Consider the following 24,708-nt stretch of genomic DNA (forward strand, 5'->3'; position numbering starts at 1 on the left):
GCTGCGGCCATTCCGGGGAATGGCCGCAGCGTCGGGCTTACTGGTTGTTCTGGCGATGCAGGAACCGGGGAATGTCGAGCGGGTCCGTCGCCGGAGCCTCGCCGTCTTCCTTGGCCGCGCCGCGCGCCGCGTTGGACATCCGTTCGAACAGCGTACCACCAAGTTTCACGCGGGGCGTTGCAGCGGTCGCAGCTTCGGCTGGCGCTTCGGCACCGGGGGCGAGCCAGCGACGGCGTGCGCCGCCTTCGTCGGCGGCCGGCGTCGGCACGTGACCGGTTGCGACCGTCGGCGCCGAGCCGAACGTCTCGTCGGCGAAGGTCCGCGGCGGCTCCGGCACGATCGTCTCGGTACCCAGGACGAGTTCCTCGTCGTCCGCCTTGGCCGGCTCGGCCGGGATCGCGGTCGACGCGGGCAGGTCCATCGGCTCGTCCTGTGCCACCGGTGCAGGAGCCGGCGCTGCGGGAGCCGCGGCGGCGGGTGCGGCAGGCTCGCTCGGACGGAACGAGGTGGTCTCGTCGGTCTTGCGGATGCCGCCGAAGCTGAACGAGCGCGTCGGCTCGAGCGGCGCGGCCGGCGCCTTGGCGTCGGCATCGATCCCGGTCGCGACGACCGAGACGCGGATCTTGCCTTCGAGTTCCTGGTTGAACGCCGAACCCCAGATGATGTTGGCATCGGGATCGACCAGGTCGCGGATGTGGTTCGCGGCCTCGTCGACTTCGAGCAGGCGCATGTCGTCGCCGCCGGTGATCGAGATGATCACGCCCTTTGCGCCCTGCATGCTGACGCCTTCGAGCAGCGGGTTCGAGATCGCCTTCTGCGCGGCTTCGAGCGCGCGGTTGTCGCCGCTCGCCTCGCCGGTGCCCATCATCGCCTTGCCCATTTCCTGCATCACGCTGCGGACGTCGGCGAAATCGAGATTGATCAGGCCCGGCATGACCATCAGATCGGTGATGCTGCGGACGCCCTGCTGGAGGACCTCGTCCGCCATCGTGAACGCTTCCTTGAAGGTCGTGTTCGCATTGGCGATGAGGAACAGGTTCTGGTTCGGAATGACGATCAGCGTATCGACGTACTTCTGCAGTTCCTCGATGCCGCCCTCGGCCGACTTGGCGCGACGGTTGCCCTCGAACGCGAACGGCTTGGTGACGACGCCGACGGTCAGGATGCCCATGTCGCGCGCCGCCTTGGCGATCACCGGGGCAGCACCGGTGCCGGTACCGCCGCCCATGCCGGCGGTGATGAAGCACATGTGCGCGCCCTCGAGCATCTTGGCGAGCTGGTCGATCGTCTCTTCGGCGGCGGCGCGACCGATCTCGGGACGGCTGCCGGCGCCGAGGCCCTGCGTGATCTTGGTGCCGAGCTGGATGCGCTGCGGCGCGATCGACTGCTTCAGCGCCTGCGCGTCGGTGTTCGCGACCAGGAAGTCGACGCCCTGGACGTCCGCACGCATCATGTTGGCGATGGCGTTGCCGCCCGCACCACCGACACCGATCACCGCGATGCGCGGGGCCAGCTCATCCACTTCGGGACTCAAGAATTCGATGCTCATAGCCTGTCTCCGCACATCCCGGATGATACGCCGCCGGGCCCCTGATTAACCGTTTTGCACTATCGACTTGCGACGTTCCACACAAAAGCGAGTCGAACGTCACCATTCCTCAATAATTCGCGCGCGCCGCCTGAATCAGCTTGCGCATCATGCCCATGCCCTTCGGTCGATGCACCGTCGTCCGCTGCGGCGCGAGGCCGCGCAGATCGACCGGATCGGTCGCCGCATAGAAAGCCAGACCCGCTAGCGTGGCGAACGCCGGACCGCCATGCGCCTCTGGCAGGGCGGTCAGTCCGCGCGGCCGGCCGATCCGGACCGAGCGGCCCAGCGCCTGTTGCGCGTAATCGGCGATGCCCTTCAGCTCGGCGCCGCCGCCGGTCAGCACGACCTGGCGCCCGACCGGTCCCTCGAACTTCAGCTTGGCGAGCGCGGTGCGCACCTCGCCCATCTGATGTTCCAGGCGTTGGCGGATCACGCCGATCAGCTGCGCCTTGGTGATCTGCGCGCCCTCGCCCGCCCCGTCCTCGGCAGAGATCGGCACGACCGGGATCATGTCGTGATTGTCGCGCGGCGATGCGTTGGCCGACCCGTGGAAGCATTTCATCCGCTCCGCCAGCTGCCGCCGCGTGCCGAACGCCGAGGCGATGTCGTCGGTGATGTCCTGCGCACCGACCGGGATCGAGGTGAGCCCGACCAGCATGCCGCCGGCGAACAGCGACACGTTGGTGATCCCCGCGCCCATCTCGACCAGCGCGACACCCAGTTCGCGCTCCTCTTCGGACAGGCAGGCAAGACCGGTCGCGACCGGCGAGGCGATGATCGACTTCACCTCGAGATGCGCCGACCGGACGCAGAGATCGAGGTTGCGGACCGGCGAGCCATCGGCGGCGACGACGTGGATGTGCACGCCCAGTCGGTCGGCGTGCAACCCGAGCGGTTTCTTCACCCCGGTCAGCCCGTCCAGCGTGTAGAGCGCGGGCTGAGCGTGCAGCACCATGCGGCCCTGCGGATCGATCGAGTTGCGTCCGGCCGCGAGCAGCGCATCGATATCCTGCTGCTCGACACGGTGGCCGCCCAGCTCGAACTCGACCTCGGCGACATCGGACACGAGCCCGCCGGCCGAAAACCCGACCCAGACGTTCTCGATGTTGATGCCCGCGATCCGCTCGGCCTGTTCGACCGCCTCGCGTACCGCGGCTTCGGTGGCCGCCATGTCGGCGATATAGCCACGCTTGACGCCCCGGCTCTCCCGCTGCCCGGTACCGAGCACGATCAGCTCGCCGCCATCGCCCTTCTGTGCGATCATCGCCGAGACTTTCGACGATCCGATATCGAGGGCCGTGATCAGCCCCTCAGGTGCCACTTTCGCCATCTAGACTTCCTCGCCTGTTGCGTCCGCCCCCGCGGTCTCCGATCGGGTCTTCATCGACGTCGTATCCTGCGCCGGCACGTCGACGCTGTGTGCCAGGCTCGCGCCGGGCTTGCGCGCGACCAGCTTGGTCGGGTCGCGCATGTCGAACCGGATCCATCCGCGGCCCAGCAGCGGCCGCGATCCGTCGAGCTCGGCGAACTTCACCAGCGCGCGCGGTGCACCGTCTTCGGGTAGCGCCAGCGTCTCGCCGCTCTCGAACGTCAGGTCCCAGCGCCGGTTGCCGACCCAGGTCGCCGCCTTCACACGCGGCCGCAGCGCCGGGGCGGCGGCGAGCAGGGTCTGGTACGACGCCTCCTGCCGGTCCGCGCCGGGGCCGATCACCAGCGGCAGGTTGGGAATCGCATTGGGCTGCACCGGTTCGAGCAGCACGCCCGCCGCGTCGATCAGCGTCAGCTGGCCATTGTCCTGCCACACCGCCGCCGGCGTCCGCTCGTCGATGTCCACGAGCAGCGTGTTGGGCATCCGCCGCGAGACGTGCGCATCGGCGATCCAGCCATAGCGCAGCAGCTTCTGGCGAATCCCTTCCAGATCTACCGACAGCATCGACGTCTGGTTCTGCTTGTCCTCCAGCGCGACCGCATAGACCGACATCCGGTCCATCCGCTTGAGGCCCGTGACCTCGATCTGGTCGACCTTGAACCCGGCGCGCCCGGCGCCGTCGGCGACCGCGCCGCCGATCATCCCGGGGATGCCGACCCACACCGCGCCGGCGATTGCGACCGCCGCGCCGGCACCCAGGATCGACCAGGTCGCGAGTTTCTTCAGCGTCTCCTCGCTGACCGGCAGCATGCCGATCACGCGGTCCATCACCGACACCTTCTTGACCACGACTTTCCGTCGCGGTGCGGGTCGTTTGGGCGGGGGGCCCCGCTTGATCGTGCGGCTCATGGCGTCTGCGCCTCGTCCTGCATGGCTTCGTCGACGATCGCCTGGACCAGCTCGGCATAGCTCATGCCGACATGGCGCGCCTGTTCGGGCACCAGGCTGAGCGCGGTCATTCCCGGCTGGGTATTGACCTCGAGCAGGAACAGCCCGTCGACGCCGCGTTCGTCGTCCCAGCGGAAGTCCGACCGCGACGCGCCCTTGCAGCCGAGCAACCGGTGCGCCTCGAGCGCGAGCGCCTTGCACGCTTCGGCGATTTCGTCGGGGATGTTCGCCGGGCATTCGTGCACGGTCATGCCATCGGTGTATTTCGCGTCGTAGTCGTACCAGCCGCTCTTCGGGATCAGCTCGGTAACGCCCAGCGCGCGACCGCCAAGCACCGCGGTCGTCAGTTCGCGGCCGCGGATATAGGGTTCGGCGAGCAGTTCCTCGAAGTCGATCCACGGCCCGACGCTGTCGCGCGCGATCGGGTTGCCGTAATTGCCCTGGTCGGTGACGATCGCGACGCCGACCGACGAGCCTTCGTTGACGGGCTTCAGCACGTAGGGCCGCGCCATCGGGTCGGCGTCGAACAGGTCCGCCGACTTGACGATCCGGCCGCCCGGCATCGGGATGCCGGCGGGGACGAGCAGCAGCTTGGTCAGCACCTTGTCGATCGCGATCACCGAGGTCGCGAGCCCGCTATGCGTGTAGCGCAAGCCCATCAGGTCGAGCAGGCCCTGCACCGAGCCGTCCTCGCCGGGGGTGCCGTGGAGCGCGTTGAAGACGAGGTCGGGCTGCGCCTCGGCGAGCCTGGCGGCGACGTCGCGGCCCATGTCGATCCGCGTGACGCGGTGGCCGAGCGACTCGAGTGCATCGGCACAGCCGGCGCCCGACATCAGCGAGACGTCGCGTTCGGCGGACCAGCCGCCCATTAGGACGGCGATGTGGAGGGGGGCGGTCACTTCAACACCCCGTCATCCTGACGAACGTCAGGATCCAGAGTCACGAACGGTGCACTTTGTAACCCTGGATCCTGACTTTCGTCAGGATGACAGGCGATGCCGACCCGCTGGATTTCCCATTCCAGCGTAACCCCCGAATGCGCCTTCACCTTGTCGCGTACCTCTTCGCCCAATGCCTCGATCTCGGCGCTCGATGCGGCGCCGAGGTTCAGTAGGAAATTGCAGTGCTTCTCGCTCACCTGCGCGTCGCCGCGGGTCAGGCCCCGGCAGCCGGCGGCATCGATCAGCGCCCAGGCCTTGTGACCCTCGGGATTCTTGAAGGTCGAGCCCCCGGTGCGCGAGCGCAGCGGCTGCGAGGCTTCGCGCTCGGCGGCGATGCGGTCCATCTCCGCACCGATCACGGCGGGCTCGCCGGGTGTGCCGGAGAATACCGCTTCGACGACGACGGCGCCCGGCGGCAGGTCCGAGTGGCGATAGGTGAAACCGAGCTGCGCAGCGGACCAGGTCTCGACCGCACCGGCGCGCGTGACGACGGTCGCCTCGACCAGGATATCGCTGACGTCGCGGCCATAGGCGCCTGCGTTCATGCGAACGGCGCCGCCGACGGTGCCGGGAATGCCGCGGAGGAACTCGAGCCCTGCGATCCCGGCATCGCGGGCGGCGCTGGCAACGGTGATCCCCATCGCGCCGGCGCCCGCGCGGACGCGACCATCTTCGACGGAGACTTTCGCCATCGCCTTGGGGAGGCGGACGACGACGCCGGGTACGCCGCCGTCTCGGACGATCAGGTTCGAGCCGACTCCGACGGGGAGGACGGGCGTCGAAGGGTCGAGGTCGGCCAAGTATGTCGCCAGATCTTCTGCCGTATCTGGCCGGACGAGCAACTCGGCCGGACCACCGGTCCTGAACCAGATGAAGCTAGCAAGCGAAGCAGCAGGCTCGACCTTCACTCCCCTTCCGCTTGCGGGAGGGGTTGGGGGAGGGAATGATGTAGCCGCGAACGCATCGCTCGGGGCATGAACAGGCCCTCCCCCGACCCCTCCCGCAAGCGGGAGGGGAGAAGATGCGCGCGCGCTCATGCCGACACCGTCCGCTTGGCCGCGATCGCATCCGCGAGCCCTGCCGCCCATTTCGTGATATCGCCGGCACCCAGGCACACGACCATGTCGTCCGGCTCGATCGTCGCCGCGAGTTCCTCGGCCAGCGTATCCGCATCCGCGACCGTCGCGGCAAACCGGTGCCCGCGCCGCTTCAGTCCCTCGACCAAGGCCGCAGCGTCGACACCCTCGACCGGCGCCTCGCCCGCGGCATAGACCGGGGTCACCAACACGCGGTCGGCGTCGTTGAACGCTGTCTGAAAATCCTCCATCAGGTTGCCGAGCCGCGAATAGCGATGCGGCTGCACCACCGCGATCACACGGCCCTTCGCACCCTCGCGCGCGGCGGCCAGCACGGCGCGGATCTCGACCGGATGATGGCCGTAATCGTCGATGATCGTGACGCCGTCTACGTCTCCAACCTTGGTGAAGCGCCGCTTCACGCCGCCGAACTTGGCGAAGCCCTGCTGGATCGTGGCGTCGTCGATGCCGAGCTCCAGCGCCACGCCGATCGCCGCCAGTGCGTTCTGGACGTTGTGCCGACCGGGCATCGGCATCTCGATCCCCTCGATCGACCGCGTCGCGCCGTCACGGCTGCGGACGATGCATTCGAAGCGATTGCCGCCCGGGATCGGCGTGACGTTGACGCCGCGGACGTCGGCCTGCGCCGAGAAGCCGTACGTCACCACGCGCCGGTCGCGGACCCGCGGCAGTATGCCCTGCACTTCGGGGTGATCGAGGCACAGCACCGCCGCGCCATAGAAGGGCACGTTCTCGACGAATTCGACGAACGCGTCCTTCACCGCCTCGAACGATCCATAGTGATCGAGATGCTCGGGATCGATGTTGGTGACGACCGCGATCGTGCCGTCGAGCCGCAGGAAGCTGCCGTCGCTCTCGTCCGCCTCGACCACCATCCAGTCGCTCGCGCCCAGCCGGGCGTTCGATCCGTAGCTGTTGATGATCCCACCGTTGATCACGGTCGGGTCGACCCCGCCGGCATCGAGCAGCGCCGCGACCATCGATGTGGTCGTGGTCTTGCCGTGCGTGCCCGCGACCGCGACGGTCGATTTCAGCCGCATCAGCTCCGCGAGCATTTCTGCGCGCCGCACCACCGGGATGCGTGCGTTGAGCGCCGCCTCGACCTCCGGGTTGCTGCGGACGATCGCGGTCGAGACGACCACCACCGCGGCGTCGCCCAGATTGTCCGCGCTATGCCCGATCGCCACCGGAATGCCCTTGTCGCGCAGGCCCTGCACGACATAGCCCTCGGCGACGTCCGACCCTTGCACGCTGTAGCCGAGGTTCATCATGACCTCGGCGATGCCCGACATGCCGATCCCGCCGATGCCGACGAAATGGATCGTGCCGATGTCGGTTGCGACACCCTTCATGCGAACTGCGCCTTTGGCTTGGTGGGAGTCGACACCGGCAGCCGTGCGACCGGTGCATCCAGACTCTCGACCAGGTCGGCGAGGTCGCTGACCGCGTTCGGCCGCCCGACGCTGCGCGCACGCCCCGCCGCATTCTGCAGCGCAGAGGGATCCAGCCCCAGTTTCTGCATCTGCTTGGCGAGCTCCACCGCGGTGAAGTCGCGCTGCGCGATCGTGCGCGCGCCGCCCGCCTGCGTCATCTCGCGCGCGTTCACGGTCTGGTGATCGTCGGTCGCGGACGGCAGCGGCACCAGGATCGCAGGGCGCCCCGCCGCGGTCAGTTCGGCGATCGTCGAGGCGCCGGCGCGCGCGATCACCAGATGCGCCCAGGCGAGCTGCTCGGGCATGTCGGGGAGATAGGTGGCGAGCTCGGCCGGGATGTGATGCTCGGCATATTTGGCGCGCACTGCGTCGATATCCTCGATCCGCGCCTGGTGCGTCACCTGCAGCCGGCGGCGGAAGGTGACGGGCAGCATCGCGAGACCATCGGGCACGACCTGGCTGAGGATGCTCGCGCCCTGGCTGCCGCCGGTCACGAGGACGCGGAAGATGCCGTCCTCCTCCAGCAGCGGATAGGGCTTGGTGCGCAGCGCCAGCACCGCCTCGCGCACCGGATTGCCGACCAGATGGGTCTTCGCTTCCAGCTTTGGGGCGAGACGTTCGGTCCGGTCATAGGATGTCGCGATCGCGTCGACGCGTCCCGCGACGAAGCGATTGACCCGACCCAGCACCGCATTCTGTTCGTGCACCGCGGTGGGAATGCCGTCCGCGAACGCCGCCAGCAGCGCGGGCATCGCGGGATAGCCGCCGAACCCGATCACCGCCGCCGGCCGGAACGTCTTGAACAGCTCGCGCGCCATCGCCCGGCCGCGCCACATCTCGCGCAGCGCCTTGGCCCAGCCCAGCGGCCCGCCGGTCATCCGCCCCGCCGGGAGGACGTGCGTCTGGACGTCGTCGAACAGTCCGGGAAAGCGCACGCCGCGCGCGTCGCTGACCAGCGCGACACGGTGGCCGCGCTTCGTCAGCTCCGCCGCCAGCGCCGCCGCGGGGACCATGTGTCCCCCGGTGCCGCCAGCAGCCAGGACATAATGCTTACTCATTCACCACTCCAGCGGACGACATAAGGGCTCCGCGTCAGGAACGGATTGCGCCGGGTGAACGCCAGCAGCAACCCCATGCCGATCGACAGTGCGATCATCGACGATCCGCCATAACTGATAAACGGCAGCGTCATGCCCTTCGACGGCGCGAGGCCGGTGTTCACCAGCATGCTGACCAGCGCCTGTGCACCGAACTGCGTGGCGAGCCCGGCGGCGGCCAGCAGCTTGAATTCATCCTGCTCGTCCAGCAGCTTGACGAACACCCGCACCACGATCGCGAGGAACAGCAGTGCGATGATCGAACAGGCCACGAGGCCGAACTCCTCGCCGATCACCGAGAAGATATAGTCGGTATGCGCCTCGGGCAGCCCGAACTTGGCCGAGCCACCGCCGGGCCCGGTCCCGGTCCAGCCGCCTGCGGTCAACGTATTGTGCGCGGCGTTGGTCTGGAAATGGTCGCTGGCGCCGTCACCCTCGGCGGTCGGGAAGATGAAGGCGTCGATGCGGTTTCGTGCGGTGCCATAGAACATGTACGCCGCGCCCAAGCCCACCGGCACGCACGCGACGAGGCCGGCCATCACCCGGACCGGCGTCCCCGCGATCATCAGCAGCGCCATCCACACCGAGCAATAAATGATGGTCTGCCCGAAATCCGGCTGCAGCATCAGCATCGCCGCGATCGCCGCGGTCAGCCCGCCGGTGATCAGCACGGTCGGCAGTTCAGGATCCCTGGCGCGCAGCGACAACAGCCACGCGACGCTGACGATGAACATCGGCTTCAGGAACTCGGACGGCTGGAACTGCGCGAACCCGAAGCCGACCCAGCGGCGCGCGCCGTTGACCTCGACCCCGACGAACGGCGTCACCGCGAGGATCGCGACCAGCACCGCGGTGCCGACCAGCGCCATCCGCCGCGCCATCGTCACCGGCATCATCGACACGCCGAACAGCACCGGCATCGACACCGCGACCCAGATCAGCTGACGCCAGAAATAATAGAGCGGCGCCAGCTTCCGGTGCTCGCCCGAATAGCGGACCGCGGTCGCCGGGCTCGCCGCCGCCACCGCGATCAGCCCGATCGCGATCAGGAACAGCGTGAGCAGCAGGAGCACCCGGTCGATATCCCAGAACCAGGTGCCGAGCGGCGACCGATCGCCGCGCCCGCCGCGCCGCTTCATCTTCGCGACGATCCCGCGGCCCTTGATCTCGTTCAGGTCGCTCATGGCGCGCACATCCGTCATAGTGCTTCCACCGCGGCCCGGAACGCCGCGCCGCGGTCCTCGTAATCGCGGAACTGGTCGAAGCTAGCACAGGCCGGCGACAACAACACCGTCTCGCCTGGCTGCGCGTTGGCGGCGGCGGCGCGCACCGCAGCGGCGAGTGTCCCCGCCTCCTCCACGGGCATTTCGCCCTGCAGGATCGCGGCGAAGCGCGGGCCGGCCTCGCCGATCGTATAGGCGCGCACGACATGGCTGAAAGCGGGACGGCAGGCGTCGAGGTCGTCACCCTTGGCCTTGCCGCCGACGATCCAGTGGATCCGGGGGAACGCGGCGAGTGCTGGCGCGGTGGATTCGGGGTTGGTCGCCTTGCTGTCGTTTACGTAGGCGACGCCGTCGAGGGTCGCGACCCGCTCCATGCGGTGCGGCAGGCCGGTGAAGCTTTCGAGGCCGGCGTCGATCTGATCGGGCGACAGACCGAGCCGCTCGCACACCGCAATCGCCGCCAGCGCGTTCTGCGCGTTGTGCGGGCCCTGCAGCGATGGCCACTTCGACTGATCTACCGACGTACCGGGAGCGATCGTCGTCGGGGTTCGCCCCTTTTGCGACAACGTTCCCGCGATCGCGGTGGACGTCGCGTCACCCGTCCCGACTACCGCGGCGTGCTCGGCCGACTGCATCGCGAACAGCCGCGCCTTCGATGCGGCGTAGCCCTCGAACCCGTCATAGCGGTCGAGATGGTCGGGGGTGATGTTGAGCAGCACCGCGACGTCGCAGTCGAGGCTTTGCGTCAGGTCGATCTGGTAGCTCGACAGTTCGAGCACGTAGACGCCGCCGGCCGGCAGCGGCTCCTGCCCGAGGACCGGCAGGCCGATGTTGCCGCCCATGAGGGTCGGGATGCCGGCGGTCTTGAGGATGTGGTGCACCAGCGCGGTGGTGGTCGACTTGCCGTTGGTGCCGGTGATCCCGACGACCTTGTGCGGCGGCAGGTCCGCGCGGGCCTGCGCGAACAGTTCGATGTCGCCGATGATCGGGACGCCGGCGGCGCGCGCCTGACCCGCGAGCGGATGGGTGTTGAGGGGAACGCCGGGCGACATCACCAGCCCCGCCGCGTCGGTGAGGTCGAGCAGCGCCGGATCATGGACGATCACCCCGTCGACCGCTTCTGCAACACTTCGCGCTGCCGCATCGCTATCCCAGGCGACGACATAGGCGCCCGCCGCGGCGAGCGCACGCACCGTCGCCAGGCCGGACCGCGCCAGGCCCAGCACCGCATACCGCTTTCCAGCCCAGACGTGTGCGACGATCACCGCAGCTTCAACGTCGACAGGCCGGCCAGCGCGAGCACGAACGCGATGATCCAGAACCGGATCACGACGGTCGCCTCGGCCCAGCCCAGTTGCTCGAAATGATGGTGGATCGGCGCCATCCGGAACACCCGCTTGCCGGTCCGCTTGTAGAAGAACACCTGGATGATGACGCTCAGCGCCTCGACCACGAACAGCCCGCCGATGATCCCCAGCACGATCTCGTGATGCGCGACCACCGCGATCGTCCCCAGCGCGCCGCCGAGCGCCAGCGACCCGGTGTCGCCCATGAACACCGCAGCCGGCGGCGCATTGAACCACAGGAACGCGAGGCCTGCGCCGACGATCGCCCCGCAGAAGATCGCGAGTTCGCCTGCGCCCGGCACGTGCGGGATGCCCAGGTAGTTCGCGAACTTCACGTTGCCCGCCAGGTACACGATCAGCATGAACGCGACGCTGGCGATGATCACCGGCATCGTCGCGAGGCCATCGAGCCCGTCGGTCAGGTTCACCGCATTGCCGAACGCCACGATCGTGAACGCCGCGAACACCGGGAAGAACCAGCCGAGATCGAGATAGAAGCGGTCGGTGAACGGCAGGTACAGATGCGGCCCGTTCTGCGACATGATGATGGTCGCGGCGATCCCGGCGATCGCGAACTCGAGCAGCAACCGTGTCCGTCCCGACACGCCCGCGCTGCTGGCTTTGCGGACCTTGTCATAGTCGTCCATGAAGCCGATCGCGCCGAACCCCAACGTCACGAACAGGCACGCCCAGACATAGGGGTTGGACAGGTCCATCCACATCAGGATCGCCAGCCCCATGCTGGTCAGGATCATCAGGCCGCCCATCGTCGGCGTACCGCGCTTGGCGAGGTGGGTCTGCGGACCGTCGGCGCGGATCGGCTGCCCCTTGCCCTGCCGCACCCGCAACCAGCCGATGAAGCGCGGGCCGATGATCAGGCCGATCAACAAAGCCGTCGCCACCGCACCGCCGGTGCGGGTCGATTGATAGCGAAGCAGGTTGAGCAACCCGGGAAACCCCAGATGCTCGGCGATCCAGTACAGCATTATAAATTCCCGCCCGCGAGACTTGCGACCAGCCGCGACAGCCCGACGCCGTTCGATCCCTTGACGAGCACCGCATCGCCCGGCGCCAGGATCGTCCGTAACGACGAAAGCGCAGCGGCAGTATCGGCCACATGGACGATATCGATGCGGCCCTCAAGCGCTGCGGCGAGTGGCGCCATCGCTTCGCCGACCAGCAGCGCCGCTTCGACGCGTGCGGCCAGGATCGGCTCGGCCAGGTCGGCATGATACGCATCCGAGCGCTCGCCGAGTTCGCGCATCTCACCCAGCACGGCGACGTGCCGGCCCGGCTCGTTCGCCAGCACCGCCAGCGTGGCGCGCATCGAGGCCGGGTTGGCGTTGTAGCTTTCGTCGATCACCAGCATTTCGCCGGCCATGAACCGCACGCCGCGACCCTGCATTCCGCCCAGTTCGGCGAGCGCGAGGCCGGCCAGACCCAGATCGCCACCCGCAGCGTCGACGCAGGCCAGCACGCCCAGCGCATTGGATACCCAGTGCATCCCCGGCTGCGCGATCGTGAAGCTGAGTTCGCGAGTCCCGAGCACCGCGGTGACGAAGGTGCCGCCGGTTGACACCGGCATGGTCTCGATCGCGCGGACGTCGGCGCCTTTCTCGAGGCCGAACGTCACGATCCGGTGCGCGTGCGGCGTGGCATGGCCGATCAAGCGGTCGCGGTGCGGGCTGTCGTACGGGATGATCGCGGTGCCGCCCGGTTCGAGACCGGCAAAGATTTCGCCCTTGGCGTCGGCAATCGCGCTCTCGTCCGCGAAGAACGCGGTGTGTGCCGGCGCGATCGCGGTGATCATGGCGATGTGCGGGCGGACGAGCTGGGTCAGCTCGGCGAGCTCGCCGGCGTGGTTCATGCCCATCTCGAACACGCCGAACCGCGCGGCCGCCGGCATGCGGGCTAGGCTCAACGGCACGCCGGTATGGTTGTTGTAGCTCTTGACCGAGCGATGAACGTCGCCCGGCGTGGCGCGGTCGAGGCACGCGAACAGCGCTTCCTTGGCACTGGTCTTGCCGACCGATCCGGTGACGCCGATGATCCTGGCGGACGACCGAGCACGACTGGCGCGGCCGAGGTGCTGCAGCGCGACGAAGCTGTCGGCGACCAGCACATGCGGGTGCGCGGTCGGTTCGGAGACGATCGCGCCGGCTGCGCCCTGCGCGAAGGCCTGGTCGAGGAAGCGGTGGCCGTCGCTGGCCTCTCCCTTCATCGCGACGAAGAGGTCGCGGGGGCCGACTTCGCGCGAGTCGAAGGCGACGCCGGTGACGGCGAAGTCGGTCGAGGCGGTTCCGCCGGTGGCAGTGGCGATTTCGGCGGCGGTCCAGAGACTCACTGCTCCCCCTCCCGCTTGCGGGAGGGGGTTGGGGGGTGGGCTCGCGCTGTCCTCAGGAGACGGCGCTGGTGGAAAGCGCGAGCCCACCCCCGGCCCCTCCCGCAAGCGGGAGGGGAGGAGAAGAAACCCCTCACGCCGCGAACTCCCGGGCGACCGACACATCGTCGAACGGCAGCACCATGTCGCCGACGATCTGGCCCTGCTCGTGCCCCTTGCCGGCGATCAGCACGATATCCTCCGGCCCCGCCTCGCGTACAGCCGATGCGATCGCGGCGCGGCGATCGCCGATCTCTTCGGCGCCGACTGCACCCTTCAGGACGTCGCGACGGATAGCCGCCGCATCCTCGGTCCGCGGGTTGTCGTCGGTGACGATGACGCGATCGGCGTGCTGGATCGCCACCTGCCCCATCGTCTCGCGCTTGCCGGTATCGCGGTCGCCGCCGGCGCCGAACACCACCACCAGCTTGCCGCCCGCGTGCGGCTTGAGCGCAGCGATCGCGGCTTCCAGCGCATCGGGGGTATGCGCGTAATCGACATAGACCGGTGCGCCGCTGGTCGCGATCGCCGCGCGCTCGAGTCGCCCGCGTACCGGCTGCAACCGCGCCAGATCGGCGATCGTCGCCGCGACGTCGCCGCCGGTCGCGATCACCAGCCCGGCGGACACCAGCGCGTTCGCCGCCTGGTACGCGCCGATCAACGGCAGGTTGACGGTGTACGCCTTGCCCTCCGCCTCGATCGTCAGCGCCTGACCGAGCAAGGTGGGGTCGCGCCCGACCAGCCGCAGCGTATCGCCGTGCGTCCCGACCGTGATCAGCCGGTTGCCACGCTCGCGCGCCAGGTCGACCACCCGCGCACTCTGCGGATCGTCCGCCCACACCACGGCGACGCCCTCTGGCGAAAGGATTTCGGAGAACAGCCGGATCTTGGCAGTGAAATACGCCGCCATGTCGCCGTGATAATCGAGATGATCACGGCTGAGATTGGTGAATGCCGCGGCGGCGACCTGCAGGCCTTCGGTGCGGTACTGCGTCAGGCCGTGGCTCGACGCCTCGAACGCCAGATGCGTGACGCCCTCGCGCGCCAGCCCCGCGACGTTCGACAGGAAGGTGACGACGTCGGGCGTCGTCAGCCCGGTGGTGACGCGCTCGTCCGCCGTGGTCACGCCCAGCGTCCCGATCGACGCGGCGTGGAACCCCGCCATCCGCCACAATTGCCGCGTCATCTCGACGCACGACGTCTTGCCGTTGGTCCCGGTGATCGCGACCGACGTCGCCGGGAACGGCGCGAAGAACTTGGCAGCGAGTCTGGCGAACGCCTCACGCGGATTGGCGTCGGCGATATAGGCGGCGCCTTCGAACCGCAGGCCGGGCCGCGCGACGATGGCGACCGCGCCGGAGCGGATCGCGTCGGCGATATAATCCTCGCCGTTGACGCGCGCGCCTTCGAACGCGCCGAAGACGGTGCCGGGCGCGACCTTGCGGTGGTCGATCGCAAACCCGGTGACCTGGCGCTCGTCCGCCCCGGGGAAGTCGGAGCCGGTCAGCGCACCAAGTTTCATTCGCCCATCCTCATTGTCCCGTCGGCTGCTTCGCGCCCGGCTCCTGCCAGAGCAGCGGCGTGATGTCGGACACGTCGATATCGCGGTTGTTGTCGGGAATCACGCCCAGCATCGACCCGACGCGCGAGATCGTGCGGCCGACCACCGGAGCCGCGTTCCACGCCGCGGTCTTCCACCCGCCGGTTTCCTTGGTGCCGTTGGGCGAATCGAGCATCGCCAGCACGACGTAGCGCGGCGCATCCATCGGGAACGCGGCGGCAAAGGTGGCCACGTTGCGCGAGCGGTCGTAGCCGCCGGCGACTGCGGCTTCAGCTGTGCCCGTCTTGCCGCCGACGCGGTAGCCGGGCGCCTCGCCCTTGCGGCCGGTACCGCGCAGCACGATCAGCCGCAGCAGCTGGCGCATCCGCGCGCTGGTCGCCTCGCTGATCACCCGGCGACCTTTGGCCTCGTGACCGGGCGCGACCTTGAGCAGCGTCGCCGGGCGCCAGGTGCCGCCGTTGACGAGCGCGGCATAGGCGCTGGCGAGATGCAGCGGGGTCACCGCGATGCCGTGGCCGAACGCGGTCGTCATCACCGTGGTGCGCGCCCAGTATTTCGGCCACAGCGGCCGTGCCTTTTCACGCAGTTCGATATCGGGCCGGGTATCGAAACCGAGCTTCTTGAACATCGTCTGCATCCGCGCAGCCCCGACTTCGTCCGCGACGCGCGAGGTGGCGACGTTCGACGAATAGATCAGCGTCTCGGGGATGTTCAGCCAGCGCTTGGGATCGCCGCGCTCGTCGTGGATCGTGTAGCGGCCGACCTGCAGCGGATGAGTCGCATCGAACCGCCGCGCCATGCTGGTGACGACGCCGGTATCGATCGCGGTCGCCATCGCGATCGGCTTGAACGTCGAGCCGAGCTCATAGACGCTCTGGGTCACCGAATTGCGCAACTCCTCGGTGCCCGCCATCCCGACCCGGTTGGGGTTGAAGAACGGCAGCGAGGTCATCGCGATGACTTCGCCGGTATGCACGTCGAGCACCACGCCGGCCGCGGCGCGCGCGCCGAACGTGGTCATCGCGCGGCTCAGTTCGCTGTCCATCGCCGCCTGGACGCGGGTGTCGAGCGACAGCGCCACAGGCGTGCGGTTGAGCGCGGGGTTGGTCAGCCGCTCGTCGAGCACGCGCTCCATCCCGCTCATGCCGTGGCCATCGGTCGACAGGAAGCCGAGCGCATGCGACGCCATCGTCGATTGCGGATAGAGCCGCTGGGTCTCACGGTCGAAGACGATGCCGGGTTCGCCGATCGCGTTGACCTGCTCGACCAGCGCAGGCGAGGCGCGGCGCTGCAGATAGGCAAAATTGCGGTTCGAGGTCAGGACCGCGTAGTAATGCGCCTGGTCGCCGCCCTCGGGCATCAGCGCGGCGAGCTTGCTCGCGATATCGCTGGGGTCGCCGATCAGCTTCTTGGGGTGGACGGCGATCGTCCATGCGTCGATCGTGCGCGCCAGCGGTGCGCCATTGCGATCGACGATGTCGCCGCGGCCGGCGATGGTCGCGGCAACCGCCTGCGGATCGGCCATCGAGGTCTGGACGGCCAGCATCCCCAGCCGCCCGATCACCAGCAGCACCGCGGCGCAGAACAACACCATCAGCATCATCAGGCGCATGTGCGCCGTCGCGACCAGCGCATGGCGCTGGCCGGCAGTGCGTCGCTCGGAGGCGGGCCGGGCGACCAGGACGGTCACCGCCGCCGGCCCGCCTCGGCGCGCGCGCCGCTCAGGATATCACCCAGCGTGTTGTCGGACAGCAGCTTCTTGTCGAGCATCGCGACCGCCTGCGGCCGGACCTTCGCGACCGCGAGCTTCGCGTTCAGCCGGTCGGCGACGCGCTGCGGCATCGCCCGGACGATCGCGGCTTCGGCGGCGCGCGACGGCGCGATCGATGCGCGGATCACGGCGGGCTTCAGCGCGACGTTCGCCGCGGTCTGCACCGGCACCTTGATCACCTGGGGCTGGACCGTGGAGCGAGCAGCGGATTGGGCAACCGCCTGGGCAATGGCAACCGGCTGCGGCATCGAGCTGGGCATCGATGGCACCAGCAGCGACGCCATGCGGACATCGGTCCCGCCACCCAGTGGCTGGTTGACGTCGATCGCGGCGAGCGCGCTTTCGCTGGTCACGAACTGGCCGGCGACCGGCGCCGACAGCGCCAGCGTATCGCCGTTCCAGCGTTCGAGCTGCGCCAGGTTCGCACGGGTGTCGAACTCGGTCTCCAGCGCGCGGATGTCGCGCTCGGCAGACCGGATCTGGCCGTTGACCGCTTCCAGCTTCTTGCGCTCCGCCGCCACCTGCAGCGACACCAGATAGAAGCCGAGCACGACGGCCACGCAGCCCCCGAACCAACCCACGCCCCTCAACCGATACGCCGCCGTCATGTCGTCACCTCTTTCGCCCAGGGTAGTGCCGCGGTCCGCCGCGCCGTCCGTAATGTCGCCGATCGTGCGCGCGGGTTGCGCGCAAGCTCGGTCTCGCCTGCCTTCACGCCGCGCCCGACCGCCTCGAAGCTCGGCGCGGCGGCCGCACTGGCCTGCGGAAGATGTCGCGAACCTGAAGGCGTGCCGCCGCTGCGTTCGCGCAGGAAGCGCTTGACCATGCGGTCCTCGAGGCTGTGGAACGTCACGATGGCCAGCCGGCCGCCGGGCTTGAGCACGCGCTCGGCCGCCGCCAGTCCGTCCGCCAGTTCGCCCAGTTCGCGGTTCACGTGGATGCGGATCGCCTGGAAGACGCGCGTCGCCGGATCCTTCTTGTCGTGCGGCTTGTGCCCCAGCGCACGGCGGACGACGTGTGCGAGTTCACCGGTCCGCGTCAGCGGCCGCGCCGCGACGATCGCGCGCGCGACCCGCCGCGACTTGGGCTCGTCGCCATATTGATAGATGATGTCGGCGATCTCGGCCTCGTCGGCGTCGTTCAGGAAGTCCGCCGCCGACATGCCGACCTGCGCCATCCGCATGTCGAGCGGGCCGTCGGCCTGGAACGAGAACCCGCGCTCGGCCTGGTCGAGCTGCATCGACGACACGCCGATGTCGAGCGTCACGCCGTCGACCGGCACCGCGCCGCGCGCTTCGAGTTCGCTTTCCATCGCCGAGAAATCCGCCGCGACCAGCGTCAGTCCGTCGAGCGCCAGCGCCTCGCCTGCCGCGATCGCATCGGGATCGCGGTCGAACGCGATCACCTGCGCGCCGCTCGACAGCAACAGGCGCGTATAGCCGCCGGCGCCGAACGTGCCGTCGACGATGGTCTCGCCGGGCGCCGGGGCCAGCGCGGCGATCACTTCGTCGATCAGCACGGGGATGTGCGGTTCGTCGGGGCGACTCACAGAGCCACTCCGCGCTCGGCCATGTAGAATTGCGCCATTTCCTTGACGACGGGGGGCAACCCGTCGGTGGCGATCAGCGTCGCGGGATCCCAGATCTCGATATAGTCGAGCACGCCGTAGAAGAACGCGTGCCCCGTGATCCCGGCGTAGAAGCGCGGGAACGCCGGCATGATGAACCGCCCAGAGCCGTCGAACGGCACCGCTTCGCCGGACGCGCCGGCACGCTTGCGGTTATAGTCGATGTCGCCGTCTTCGGTGAGGTTCGCGGCTTCGAGCCGGTCGAGCCGCTCGGCGAGCAGGTCGACATAGCCGGGATCATACGCGACCAGGCAGCGGTTCTTCTGATGCGCGCCGATGATGATGGTGCCGCCGTCCTTGCCGTTGGCCTTGGGGGCGTTGGCGGAGAGCGTGGTGCGGAGTGCGGAAGGGATGGCTACCCGGCCCTTGTCGTCGACAAGGCCGATGCCGTCTCCCTGATACCGACCCCTGTTCGTCACGCCAATAAGCCTCATGCATGGCGCGCGCGCTTCATCGTTCCGAAACGCGACCATCGTCGCGTCTCAGGCGCCTGCTTCAGCAAACGATAGAGCGTGCCCCTGTGTTAACCTCTGTCTATCACAGCGGTTCGGGGACGCAACGGGAGAATTGGGGAATTCGGGGGATCAGCCGGTTTTTCGACTGCCGTTGCGGGGCGAGTTGAAAACCGTCCCGGTTTGATAACGCCCGCCGTCGAGGTGCAGATGTCGCATCGATAGAGCACGGCACGACACCATCCCCGGATTTCCCCGTACGATCACTGCGCGGCGGGCTCTTGTGCGTTCGCACTGGGTGCGACGCCCATTTCGGCAAGCGGTTCGCCGGCGCGATCGGCCGTGCTGCTGTTGGCGATCGCCATGTTGGCCACGGCATCGGCCTGCGCGGCACCGGCGGTCGCGACCGGCCGCTCGCGCGTCGCCGATCCGATGATCGCGCTGGCCAGGCCGATGAACAGGACGATCGCAGCGAGCCCGATCATCCCGACCTTGGCGCGCTGCATGCTCTGGGAAAGGTTCTGCTTGGGCTTCATCTTGTCCCGCGCAGATACCCGACTGCCGCGGGCTTGTCGACCGAACCTCAATCTGCGTCCTCAGCAAGCCCCTTTGCGGCACGCCATTCCGGGTCATAGAGCGTCGAAAGATAGCGGAAACCGGTATCGCACAGGATCGTAGCGATGCGCTTTCCCGGCCCCAGATGCCGCGCCAGCGCGACCGCACCCGCGACGTTGATCCCCGACGACAGACCAAGGCACAGCCCTTCCTCGTCAAGCAGGCGCCGCACCCAGTGCATGCCCTCCTGGTCCGAAATGCGGAACTGCGTGTCGATCGGCGCACCCTCCAGATTGGCGGTGATCCGCCCCTGCCCGATGCCTTCTGCGACCGACGATCCTTCGGCCTTCAGTTCGCCGTGTGCGTAGTAATTGTAGAGCGCCGCGCCATGCGGGTCGCTGAGCGCGATGCAGACGTTCTCGTCCTTGGCCTTCAGTCCCAGTCCCACGCCCGCGATCGTGCCGCCGGTTCCGGCCGCGCAGGTGAAGCCGTCGATGCGGCCGTCCATCTGCGCCCAGATCTCTTCGGCGGTGCCGACGATGTGCGCGCGGCGGTTGGCGATGTTGTCGAACTGGTTCGCCCAGACCGCGCCCGGGGTTTCCTCGGCGATCCGCCGCGACGTGTGGACGAAATGGCAGGGGCTAGAGAATGCGGCCGCGGGCACCAGAACAAGTTCGGCGCCAAGCGCGCGCAACGTGTCCATCTTCTCGCGGCTCTGCGTCTCGGGCATGACGATGATCGTCTTGTAGCCCTTGGCGTTGGCGACCAGCGCTAGGCCAATGCCGGTGTTGCCCGCGGTGCCCTCGACGATCGTGCCGCCGGGCTTCAGCGTGCCGCGTGCCTCGGCATCCTCGACGATATAGAGCGCGGCGCGATCCTTGACCGACGCGCCGGGGTTGGTGAATTCGCATTTCCCGAAGATGTCGGACCCGGTCGCGTCGCTCGGCCCTTTCAGCCGAACGAGCGGGGTGTTGCCGATCAAGGCCAGCGTATCGGATATTGTGTGCATCGAACCTAAATGGCGGCACACCCCGCCCGCGACAAGCGAGCTAAGCTATCGGGGGCCAAAACCTGGTGATCTCGCTTCCGCCGCCCCTCTTCCGCCATCCTCCGTCTGCCATCCATCTGCCGTCATCCTGACGAAAGTCAGGACCCAGAGTTGCAAGCGGCACCGCCCGTAACCCTGGATCCTGGGTCAAGCCCAGGATGACGGCAGTTCTGATTACGGCGGTAGAGGCTTACGCCGCCTTCAGCGACGCCATGTCGATCACGAAGCGATATTTCACGTCGCTCTTCACCATGCGCTCGTACGCGGTCTCGATCTCCTGGATATCGATCATCTCGATGTCCGAGGTCAGGCCGTGCTCCTTGCAGAAATCGAGCATCTCCTGCGTCTCGGCGATCCCGCCGATCAGCGAGCCGGCGATCGACTTGCGCCCGAACACCATGATCCCGACCGACGGCGATTTGTGCGGCGCATCTGGCACGCCGACCAGCGTCATCGTGCCGTCGCGCTTCAGCAACACCAGGAACGGATCGAGATCGTGCGGCGCGGCAACGGTGTTGAGGATGAAGTCGAAGCTGCCGGCATGCTCGGCCATCGCGTCGGCATCCTTCGACACGATCAGGTCGGTCGCGCCCAGCCGCTTGGCGTCCTCGCGCTTGCCGGGCGACGTGCTGAACACATAGACTTCGGCGCCCATCGCGGCGGCGATCTTGACGCCCATGTGACCCAAGCCGCCAAGACCGACGATGCCGACCTTCTGGCCGGGGCCGACCTTCCAGTGCTTCAGCGGCGAATAGGTGGTGATGCCGGCGCACAGCAGAGGCGCGACCGCGGCGAGGTCGGCTTCGTCATGACCGACCTTCAGCACGAAACCCTCGTCGACGACGATATGGTCCGAATAACCGCCAAGCGTGTGACCGCCGAGCACCGGGTCGGGGCCGTTATAGGTGCCGACGAAGCCGGTGGTCTCGCAATATTGCTCCTCGCCCTCGTTGCAGGACGGGCAATGGCCGCAGCTGCCGACCATGCAACCGACGCCGGCGATGTCGCCGACCGCGAACTTGGTCACGTCGTTGCCGACCGCGCTGACTCGGCCGACGATTTCGTGGCCGGGCACGCACGGGAACAGCGTCCCTTCCCACTCGCCGCGTACGGTATGCAGGTCGGAGTGGCAGACGCCACAGAACAGGATGTCGATCGCGACGTCCTTGGGTCCCGGATCGCGACGATCGATGCTGAAGGGTGCGAGCGGCGTGGTTGCCGACTGCGCGGCGAAGGCCTTGGTGGATACGGGCATGGGAATCCTTGGATTTCTGGCAGGCGCGCCGCGTGGTCGCGGGCGCCGGGTCGCGGGATATGGCAACGCACCCGCCCTACTCCAACACGCGCGGCCCGATTTTTCGCGCGGCCGACCGATGCCGTAGCGTCCGGTATCGGGATCGTGTGGGGAAACTGCCTTGACGCTCCATGCTGCATGCGCGAAGCCCGGCACGCTATGAAAACCCTCCCCCTGACCGCCGTCGCCGCGCTGCTCGCGCTGGCCGCCTGCAACTCCAAGCCCGCCTCGCCAGAGGTGGTCGATTCCAATCCGGATCCGATGGCGAACACGCTCGCCAACGCGGCACCGGTCGAGCTCCCCCCGGCGATCAAGTCGGAAAAGACGCTGCGTTGCAAGGACAACACGCTGGTCTATGTCACCTTCTTCCAAGGCGACAAGCAGGTGAATGTCCGCACCAAGGAAGGCGGCACGCCGACCAAGCTGGTCGCCGACGCGCCCGGCGCCCCCAAGACCGCCGAGGGCGGCTGGTCGATGACCGGTGGCGAAAGCAGCGTCGTGCTGACCCAGCCCGGCAAGTCGGCACAGACCTGCCACGCCTGATCCCCTGATCCCGGCCGGCGGACATTGTCCGTCGGCCGTTTTTGCGTCCGCCGCTTGCCTTGGCCGTTCCCGGGCGGCACGCTGAGCGCATGGCGACGATCGCGATCTACAGTCTGAAGGGCGGCGTCGGGAAGACCACGCTCGCGGTCAACCTGGCATGGTGCGCCGCCGCGAACTCGTCGCGGCGCACGCTGTTATGGGATCTCGACCCGCAGGCGGCAGCGACCTGGCTGCTCGGCGGCGCCACCGGCGACCGCGCGCAGGCGGTGTTCTCGAAGGACGTCGCGGTTGCGGCGCAGGCGCGGCCGACGCGCTATCCCAAACTCGACCTGATCGGCGCCGACGCCTCGCTGCGGCAGCTGGATCAGCTGTTCCACGACCTCGACAAGAAGAAGCGGCTGTCCCGGCTGCTCGGCGACCTGAAAGCGTATGACCGCGTGATCCTCGATTGCCCGCCGGGGCTGACGGAAACCGCGGATCAGGTCATGCGCGCCGCAGACCTGATCGTCATCCCGGTGATCCCGTCGCCGCTGGCGCAGCGCGCCTATGCCGAGGTCGAACGGCATCTGGGCGGCCGCGCACCGCTGATGCCGGTGCACGTCATGGTCGACCGCCGCCGCGCGCTGCATGCCGAGGCGCTGGCCGCCGACCCCGACTGGCCGGTGGTGCCGATGTCGAGCGCGATCGAGGGCATGGCGGCACGGCGCGAGCCGGTCGGGGTGTCGGCGCCGCGATCGCCCGCCGCGAAGGCCTTTGCCGACCTGTGGCGCGCGATCGAACACCGGATCGCGTGATGGAGATGCTCGACCCGAAGCTCGTGCTCGGCGCCTATTCGGTCGGGGTGTTCCCGATGGCCGACGACCGCAACGCCGACAGCGTCTATTGGGTCGAGCCGCGCCGCCGCGCGATCCTGCCGCTCGACGGTTTCCGGTTGTCGCGGTCGTTGAAGAAACGGATCGTCTCCGACCGCTTCCGCGTCACCGTCGACACCGCGTTCGAACAGGTCGTGCAATTGTGCGCGGAAAGCGTCGAGGGGCGACCCGACACCTGGATCAACGCCGGGATCGAGCGCGTCTTCCTGACGCTGCACGCGATGGGTTTCGCGCATTCGGTCGAGTGCTGGGACGGCGACCGGCTGGTCGGCGGGCTCTACGGCCTCGCGCTCGGCCGCGCGTTCTTTGGCGAGAGCATGGTCAGCCGCGCGACGGACGCATCGAAGGTGGCGCTGGCCGCACTGGTCGCACGATTGAAGGCGGGCGGCTTCACCCTGCTCGACTGCCAGTTCCAGACCGCGCACCTTGCGACCTTCGGGACAATCGAGATCGCGCGCGCGGATTACGTGGCGTTGCTGTCCGCGGCGATCGACGGCGTCGTCGGTGGAGGCGTCGGCGCGTCGGGTTCGGCGTCGGCAGCCGGCGACTTCTTCGCGCTAGACCGCGTCGCGGGCCCCGGCTCGGAGGCGGACACGGTGTCCGGCCCGGTCGCGGGGAAGGTCATCGCGCAGCTCTTGCTCCAGACGTCGTAGATCGGATGCTGCACCGCGTTCAGCGCGGGGCGCTCCTTGTAGAGCCAGCCTGAAAACGTCCGCCGCCAATGCTTGTCGACGCCGCGCACGACGACCTGGACGAACGCACCGGTCAGCTGCTCCTGCTCCCACGGCGCGGTGCGTTCGCAGGCCCGCAGGCGCAGCACGACATCGCCGATCCGCGTCGCCTGGCCAGGCTTCAGCGTGATCTCGCGGGTGTCGCCGTTGCGTTTGTTGAGCAGGCCGATCACCGCGACCCGCTGGGCCATCGGCGTACCGCCGTTCGCCAGTGCCGCAGTGCCGGTATCGATCGTCTCGACCGACGCGTCGGCGCGCTCGTCCGCCATCGGCAGATCCTGGTGCGCAGCGATGGTCGGGGTGTTGGCGCCGGTCCAGGCGCGATAGCCGAACCAGCCGCCGATGCCGAGCACCGCGACCAACAGGGCCGCGGCGATCCAGCGTGTCATCCTTCCGGCGTCCACGCTTCGTAATCACCGGTCGCAGCAGCGCGGGTACCGCCCTTTTCGAGCGCGCCGGCGGGGCGATAGGCGAGTGCGGTGCCGGTCAAATTGGCGAGTGCAGGCTTCTGCCAGGCGCGAACCGGCGGCAGCGCGCGATCGGGCACGTCGTCGACCTGGTGATGCAGCCAGCTGAACCACGGTGGCGGCACCCGGCTGGCGTCGTTCGATCCGGAGTAGATCACCCAGCGGCGCGGGTTCCCGTTGGTGTCCTTGCCACCCTCGTAATAGAGGTTGCCGAGCGCGTCTTCGCCCATCTTCGCCTTGCCGCGAAGGCCGAGTTTGGTGCCAAGGGTGGCGCCGTTCCACCAGGTGAAGGTCGATGCGAGGAAGCCCATGGCCGTGCGCTTAACCCGAAGGCTGGCGGGCGGCAACAGGCGATGGGCCGC

The 24,708-nt window shown here is 68.3% G+C and carries 23 protein-coding genes and 1 pseudogene; 3 read left to right on the top strand and 21 right to left on the bottom strand.

What is annotated here, in order from left to right; genetic code table 11:
• Nucleotides 1-37: 37 nt before the first annotated feature.
• The 19 genes from ftsZ to SJY20_RS13845 all read right to left on the bottom strand — a co-directional run bounded on the left by ftsZ (nucleotide 38) and on the right by SJY20_RS13845 (nucleotide 21,694).
• Complete coding sequence (gene ftsZ, locus SJY20_RS13755) at nucleotides 38-1,549, bottom strand: cell division protein FtsZ (protein WP_380787481.1); 1,512 nt, start codon at nucleotides 1,547-1,549, stop codon at nucleotides 38-40.
• 109 nt (nucleotides 1,550-1,658) lie between these two features.
• Nucleotides 1,659-2,921 (bottom strand): cell division protein FtsA, encoded by a 1,263-nt coding sequence (gene ftsA, locus SJY20_RS13760; protein WP_380787482.1) that lies wholly within the window; start codon nucleotides 2,919-2,921, stop codon nucleotides 1,659-1,661.
• Nucleotides 2,922-3,869 carry a cell division protein FtsQ/DivIB gene (locus tag SJY20_RS13765; protein WP_380787483.1) on the bottom strand — a complete coding sequence of 316 codons (948 nt, stop codon included), beginning with the start codon at nucleotides 3,867-3,869 and terminating at the stop codon, nucleotides 2,922-2,924.
• Complete coding sequence (locus SJY20_RS13770; RefSeq protein WP_380788711.1) at nucleotides 3,866-4,777, bottom strand: D-alanine--D-alanine ligase; 912 nt, start codon at nucleotides 4,775-4,777, stop codon at nucleotides 3,866-3,868. Before SJY20_RS13770 ends, SJY20_RS13765 begins: the two co-directional genes overlap by 4 nt.
• A 26-nt stretch (nucleotides 4,778-4,803) precedes the next feature.
• Complete coding sequence (gene murB, locus SJY20_RS13775; RefSeq protein ID WP_380787484.1) at nucleotides 4,804-5,757, bottom strand: UDP-N-acetylmuramate dehydrogenase; 954 nt, start codon at nucleotides 5,755-5,757, stop codon at nucleotides 4,804-4,806.
• Nucleotides 5,758-5,882: 125 nt separating this feature from the next.
• A complete protein-coding gene (gene murC / locus SJY20_RS13780) occupies nucleotides 5,883-7,298 on the bottom strand; it encodes a UDP-N-acetylmuramate--L-alanine ligase (protein WP_380787485.1) in 1,416 nt (471 codons plus the stop codon).
• Complete coding sequence (gene murG / locus SJY20_RS13785) at nucleotides 7,295-8,437, bottom strand: undecaprenyldiphospho-muramoylpentapeptide beta-N-acetylglucosaminyltransferase (protein ID WP_380787486.1); 1,143 nt, start codon at nucleotides 8,435-8,437, stop codon at nucleotides 7,295-7,297. Before murG ends, murC begins: the two co-directional genes overlap by 4 nt.
• Entirely contained in the window at nucleotides 8,434-9,660 is a 1,227-nt protein-coding gene (locus SJY20_RS13790) for an FtsW/RodA/SpoVE family cell cycle protein (RefSeq protein ID WP_380787487.1), read from the bottom strand. Before SJY20_RS13790 ends, murG begins: the two co-directional genes overlap by 4 nt.
• 14 nt (nucleotides 9,661-9,674) lie before the next feature.
• Nucleotides 9,675-10,964 carry a UDP-N-acetylmuramoyl-L-alanine--D-glutamate ligase gene (murD, locus tag SJY20_RS13795; protein ID WP_380787488.1) on the bottom strand — a complete coding sequence of 430 codons (1,290 nt, stop codon included), beginning with the start codon at nucleotides 10,962-10,964 and terminating at the stop codon, nucleotides 9,675-9,677.
• Nucleotides 10,961-12,031 carry a phospho-N-acetylmuramoyl-pentapeptide-transferase gene (gene mraY, locus SJY20_RS13800; RefSeq protein ID WP_380787489.1) on the bottom strand — a complete coding sequence of 357 codons (1,071 nt, stop codon included), beginning with the start codon at nucleotides 12,029-12,031 and terminating at the stop codon, nucleotides 10,961-10,963. Before mraY ends, murD begins: the two co-directional genes overlap by 4 nt.
• The gene (murF, locus tag SJY20_RS13805) at nucleotides 12,031-13,389 is read right to left on the bottom strand and encodes a UDP-N-acetylmuramoyl-tripeptide--D-alanyl-D-alanine ligase (RefSeq protein ID WP_380787490.1); all 1,359 of its coding nucleotides are present in this window, start codon (nucleotides 13,387-13,389) and stop codon (nucleotides 12,031-12,033) included. The genes mraY and murF overlap by 1 nt, the downstream gene beginning before the upstream one ends.
• Before the next feature lie 130 nt (nucleotides 13,390-13,519).
• Complete coding sequence (locus tag SJY20_RS13810; protein WP_380787491.1) at nucleotides 13,520-14,947, bottom strand: UDP-N-acetylmuramoyl-L-alanyl-D-glutamate--2,6-diaminopimelate ligase; 1,428 nt, start codon at nucleotides 14,945-14,947, stop codon at nucleotides 13,520-13,522.
• Nucleotides 14,948-14,957: 10 nt separating this feature from the next.
• Nucleotides 14,958-16,676 carry a peptidoglycan D,D-transpeptidase FtsI family protein gene (locus SJY20_RS13815; RefSeq protein ID WP_380787492.1) on the bottom strand — a complete coding sequence of 573 codons (1,719 nt, stop codon included), beginning with the start codon at nucleotides 16,674-16,676 and terminating at the stop codon, nucleotides 14,958-14,960.
• The gene (locus SJY20_RS13820) at nucleotides 16,673-17,365 is read right to left on the bottom strand and encodes a hypothetical protein (RefSeq protein WP_380787493.1); all 693 of its coding nucleotides are present in this window, start codon (nucleotides 17,363-17,365) and stop codon (nucleotides 16,673-16,675) included. The genes SJY20_RS13815 and SJY20_RS13820 overlap by 4 nt, the downstream gene beginning before the upstream one ends.
• Nucleotides 17,362-18,306 carry a 16S rRNA (cytosine(1402)-N(4))-methyltransferase RsmH gene (gene rsmH, locus SJY20_RS13825; RefSeq protein WP_380787494.1) on the bottom strand — a complete coding sequence of 315 codons (945 nt, stop codon included), beginning with the start codon at nucleotides 18,304-18,306 and terminating at the stop codon, nucleotides 17,362-17,364. The genes SJY20_RS13820 and rsmH overlap by 4 nt, the downstream gene beginning before the upstream one ends.
• A complete protein-coding gene (locus SJY20_RS13830) occupies nucleotides 18,303-18,803 on the bottom strand; it encodes a division/cell wall cluster transcriptional repressor MraZ (protein WP_380787495.1) in 501 nt (166 codons plus the stop codon). The genes rsmH and SJY20_RS13830 overlap by 4 nt, the downstream gene beginning before the upstream one ends.
• Nucleotides 18,804-19,099: 296 nt before the next feature.
• On the bottom strand, nucleotides 19,100-19,372 hold the full coding sequence (locus SJY20_RS13835) for a hypothetical protein (protein WP_380787496.1): 273 nt from the start codon (nucleotides 19,370-19,372) through the stop codon (nucleotides 19,100-19,102).
• Between the two features lie 47 nt (nucleotides 19,373-19,419).
• Nucleotides 19,420-20,400, bottom strand: a complete 981-nt coding sequence (locus SJY20_RS13840) for a cysteine synthase A (RefSeq protein ID WP_380787497.1) — start codon at nucleotides 20,398-20,400, stop codon at nucleotides 19,420-19,422.
• Nucleotides 20,401-20,629: 229 nt separating this feature from the next.
• Nucleotides 20,630-21,694, bottom strand: a complete 1,065-nt coding sequence (locus SJY20_RS13845; RefSeq protein ID WP_380787498.1) for an NAD(P)-dependent alcohol dehydrogenase — start codon at nucleotides 21,692-21,694, stop codon at nucleotides 20,630-20,632.
• A gap of 198 nt (nucleotides 21,695-21,892) precedes the next feature.
• Between SJY20_RS13845 and SJY20_RS13850 the strand changes: the two genes are divergently transcribed.
• The 3 genes from SJY20_RS13850 to aat all read left to right on the top strand — a co-directional run bounded on the left by SJY20_RS13850 (nucleotide 21,893) and on the right by aat (nucleotide 23,801).
• Nucleotides 21,893-22,276, top strand: coding sequence for a hypothetical protein (locus SJY20_RS13850; protein ID WP_380787499.1), 384 nt, complete (start codon nucleotides 21,893-21,895; stop codon nucleotides 22,274-22,276).
• A gap of 89 nt (nucleotides 22,277-22,365) precedes the next feature.
• On the top strand, nucleotides 22,366-23,070 hold the full coding sequence (locus SJY20_RS13855; RefSeq protein ID WP_380787500.1) for a ParA family protein: 705 nt from the start codon (nucleotides 22,366-22,368) through the stop codon (nucleotides 23,068-23,070).
• A complete protein-coding gene (gene aat / locus SJY20_RS13860) occupies nucleotides 23,070-23,801 on the top strand; it encodes a leucyl/phenylalanyl-tRNA--protein transferase (RefSeq protein ID WP_380787501.1) in 732 nt (243 codons plus the stop codon). The genes SJY20_RS13855 and aat overlap by 1 nt, the downstream gene beginning before the upstream one ends.
• 35 nt (nucleotides 23,802-23,836) lie before the next feature.
• Here aat and SJY20_RS13865 read toward each other — a convergent pair.
• Nucleotides 23,837-24,268 (bottom strand): annotated as a pseudogene (locus SJY20_RS13865) (DUF2155 domain-containing protein); the annotation flags it as partial.
• Nucleotides 24,265-24,657, bottom strand: a complete 393-nt coding sequence (locus tag SJY20_RS13870; protein ID WP_380787502.1) for an NADH:ubiquinone oxidoreductase subunit NDUFA12 — start codon at nucleotides 24,655-24,657, stop codon at nucleotides 24,265-24,267. The gene SJY20_RS13870 and the pseudogene SJY20_RS13865, both read right to left, overlap by 4 nt.
• Between the last annotated feature and the right edge of the window lie 51 nt (nucleotides 24,658-24,708).

The organism is Sphingomonas sp. R86521, assembly GCF_042466235.1.
Classification (GTDB): Bacteria; Pseudomonadota; Alphaproteobacteria; order Sphingomonadales; family Sphingomonadaceae; genus Sphingomonas.

What these genes read in the sequence shown, in the direction of transcription:
- SJY20_RS13765 (WP_380787483.1), bottom strand. Translation starts at nt 3,869, where the DNA reads ATGAGCCGCACGATCAAGCGGGGCCCCCCGCCCAAACGACCCGCACCG.
- ftsA (WP_380787482.1), bottom strand. Translation starts at nt 2,921, where the DNA reads ATGGCGAAAGTGGCACCTGAGGGGCTGATCACGGCCCTCGATATCGGA.
- ftsZ (WP_380787481.1), bottom strand. Translation starts at nt 1,549, where the DNA reads ATGAGCATCGAATTCTTGAGTCCCGAAGTGGATGAGCTGGCCCCGCGC.
- SJY20_RS13810 (WP_380787491.1), bottom strand. Translation starts at nt 14,947, where the DNA reads ATGAAACTTGGTGCGCTGACCGGCTCCGACTTCCCCGGGGCGGACGAG.
- SJY20_RS13820 (WP_380787493.1), bottom strand. Translation starts at nt 17,365, where the DNA reads ATGACGGCGGCGTATCGGTTGAGGGGCGTGGGTTGGTTCGGGGGCTGC.
- SJY20_RS13790 (WP_380787487.1), bottom strand. Translation starts at nt 9,660, where the DNA reads ATGAGCGACCTGAACGAGATCAAGGGCCGCGGGATCGTCGCGAAGATG.
- SJY20_RS13845 (WP_380787498.1), bottom strand. Translation starts at nt 21,694, where the DNA reads ATGCCCGTATCCACCAAGGCCTTCGCCGCGCAGTCGGCAACCACGCCG.
- murC (WP_380787485.1), bottom strand. Translation starts at nt 7,298, where the DNA reads ATGAAGGGTGTCGCAACCGACATCGGCACGATCCATTTCGTCGGCATC.
- SJY20_RS13840 (WP_380787497.1), bottom strand. Translation starts at nt 20,400, where the DNA reads ATGCACACAATATCCGATACGCTGGCCTTGATCGGCAACACCCCGCTC.
- SJY20_RS13850 (WP_380787499.1), top strand. Translation starts at nt 21,893, where the DNA reads ATGAAAACCCTCCCCCTGACCGCCGTCGCCGCGCTGCTCGCGCTGGCC.
- murG (WP_380787486.1), bottom strand. Translation starts at nt 8,437, where the DNA reads ATGAGTAAGCATTATGTCCTGGCTGCTGGCGGCACCGGGGGACACATG.
- SJY20_RS13870 (WP_380787502.1), bottom strand. Translation starts at nt 24,657, where the DNA reads ATGGGCTTCCTCGCATCGACCTTCACCTGGTGGAACGGCGCCACCCTT.
- SJY20_RS13855 (WP_380787500.1), top strand. Translation starts at nt 22,366, where the DNA reads ATGGCGACGATCGCGATCTACAGTCTGAAGGGCGGCGTCGGGAAGACC.
- mraY (WP_380787489.1), bottom strand. Translation starts at nt 12,031, where the DNA reads ATGCTGTACTGGATCGCCGAGCATCTGGGGTTTCCCGGGTTGCTCAAC.
- aat (WP_380787501.1), top strand. Translation starts at nt 23,070, where the DNA reads ATGGAGATGCTCGACCCGAAGCTCGTGCTCGGCGCCTATTCGGTCGGG.
- SJY20_RS13770 (WP_380788711.1), bottom strand. Translation starts at nt 4,777, where the DNA reads ATGGGCGGCTGGTCCGCCGAACGCGACGTCTCGCTGATGTCGGGCGCC.
- SJY20_RS13835 (WP_380787496.1), bottom strand. Translation starts at nt 19,372, where the DNA reads ATGAAGCCCAAGCAGAACCTTTCCCAGAGCATGCAGCGCGCCAAGGTC.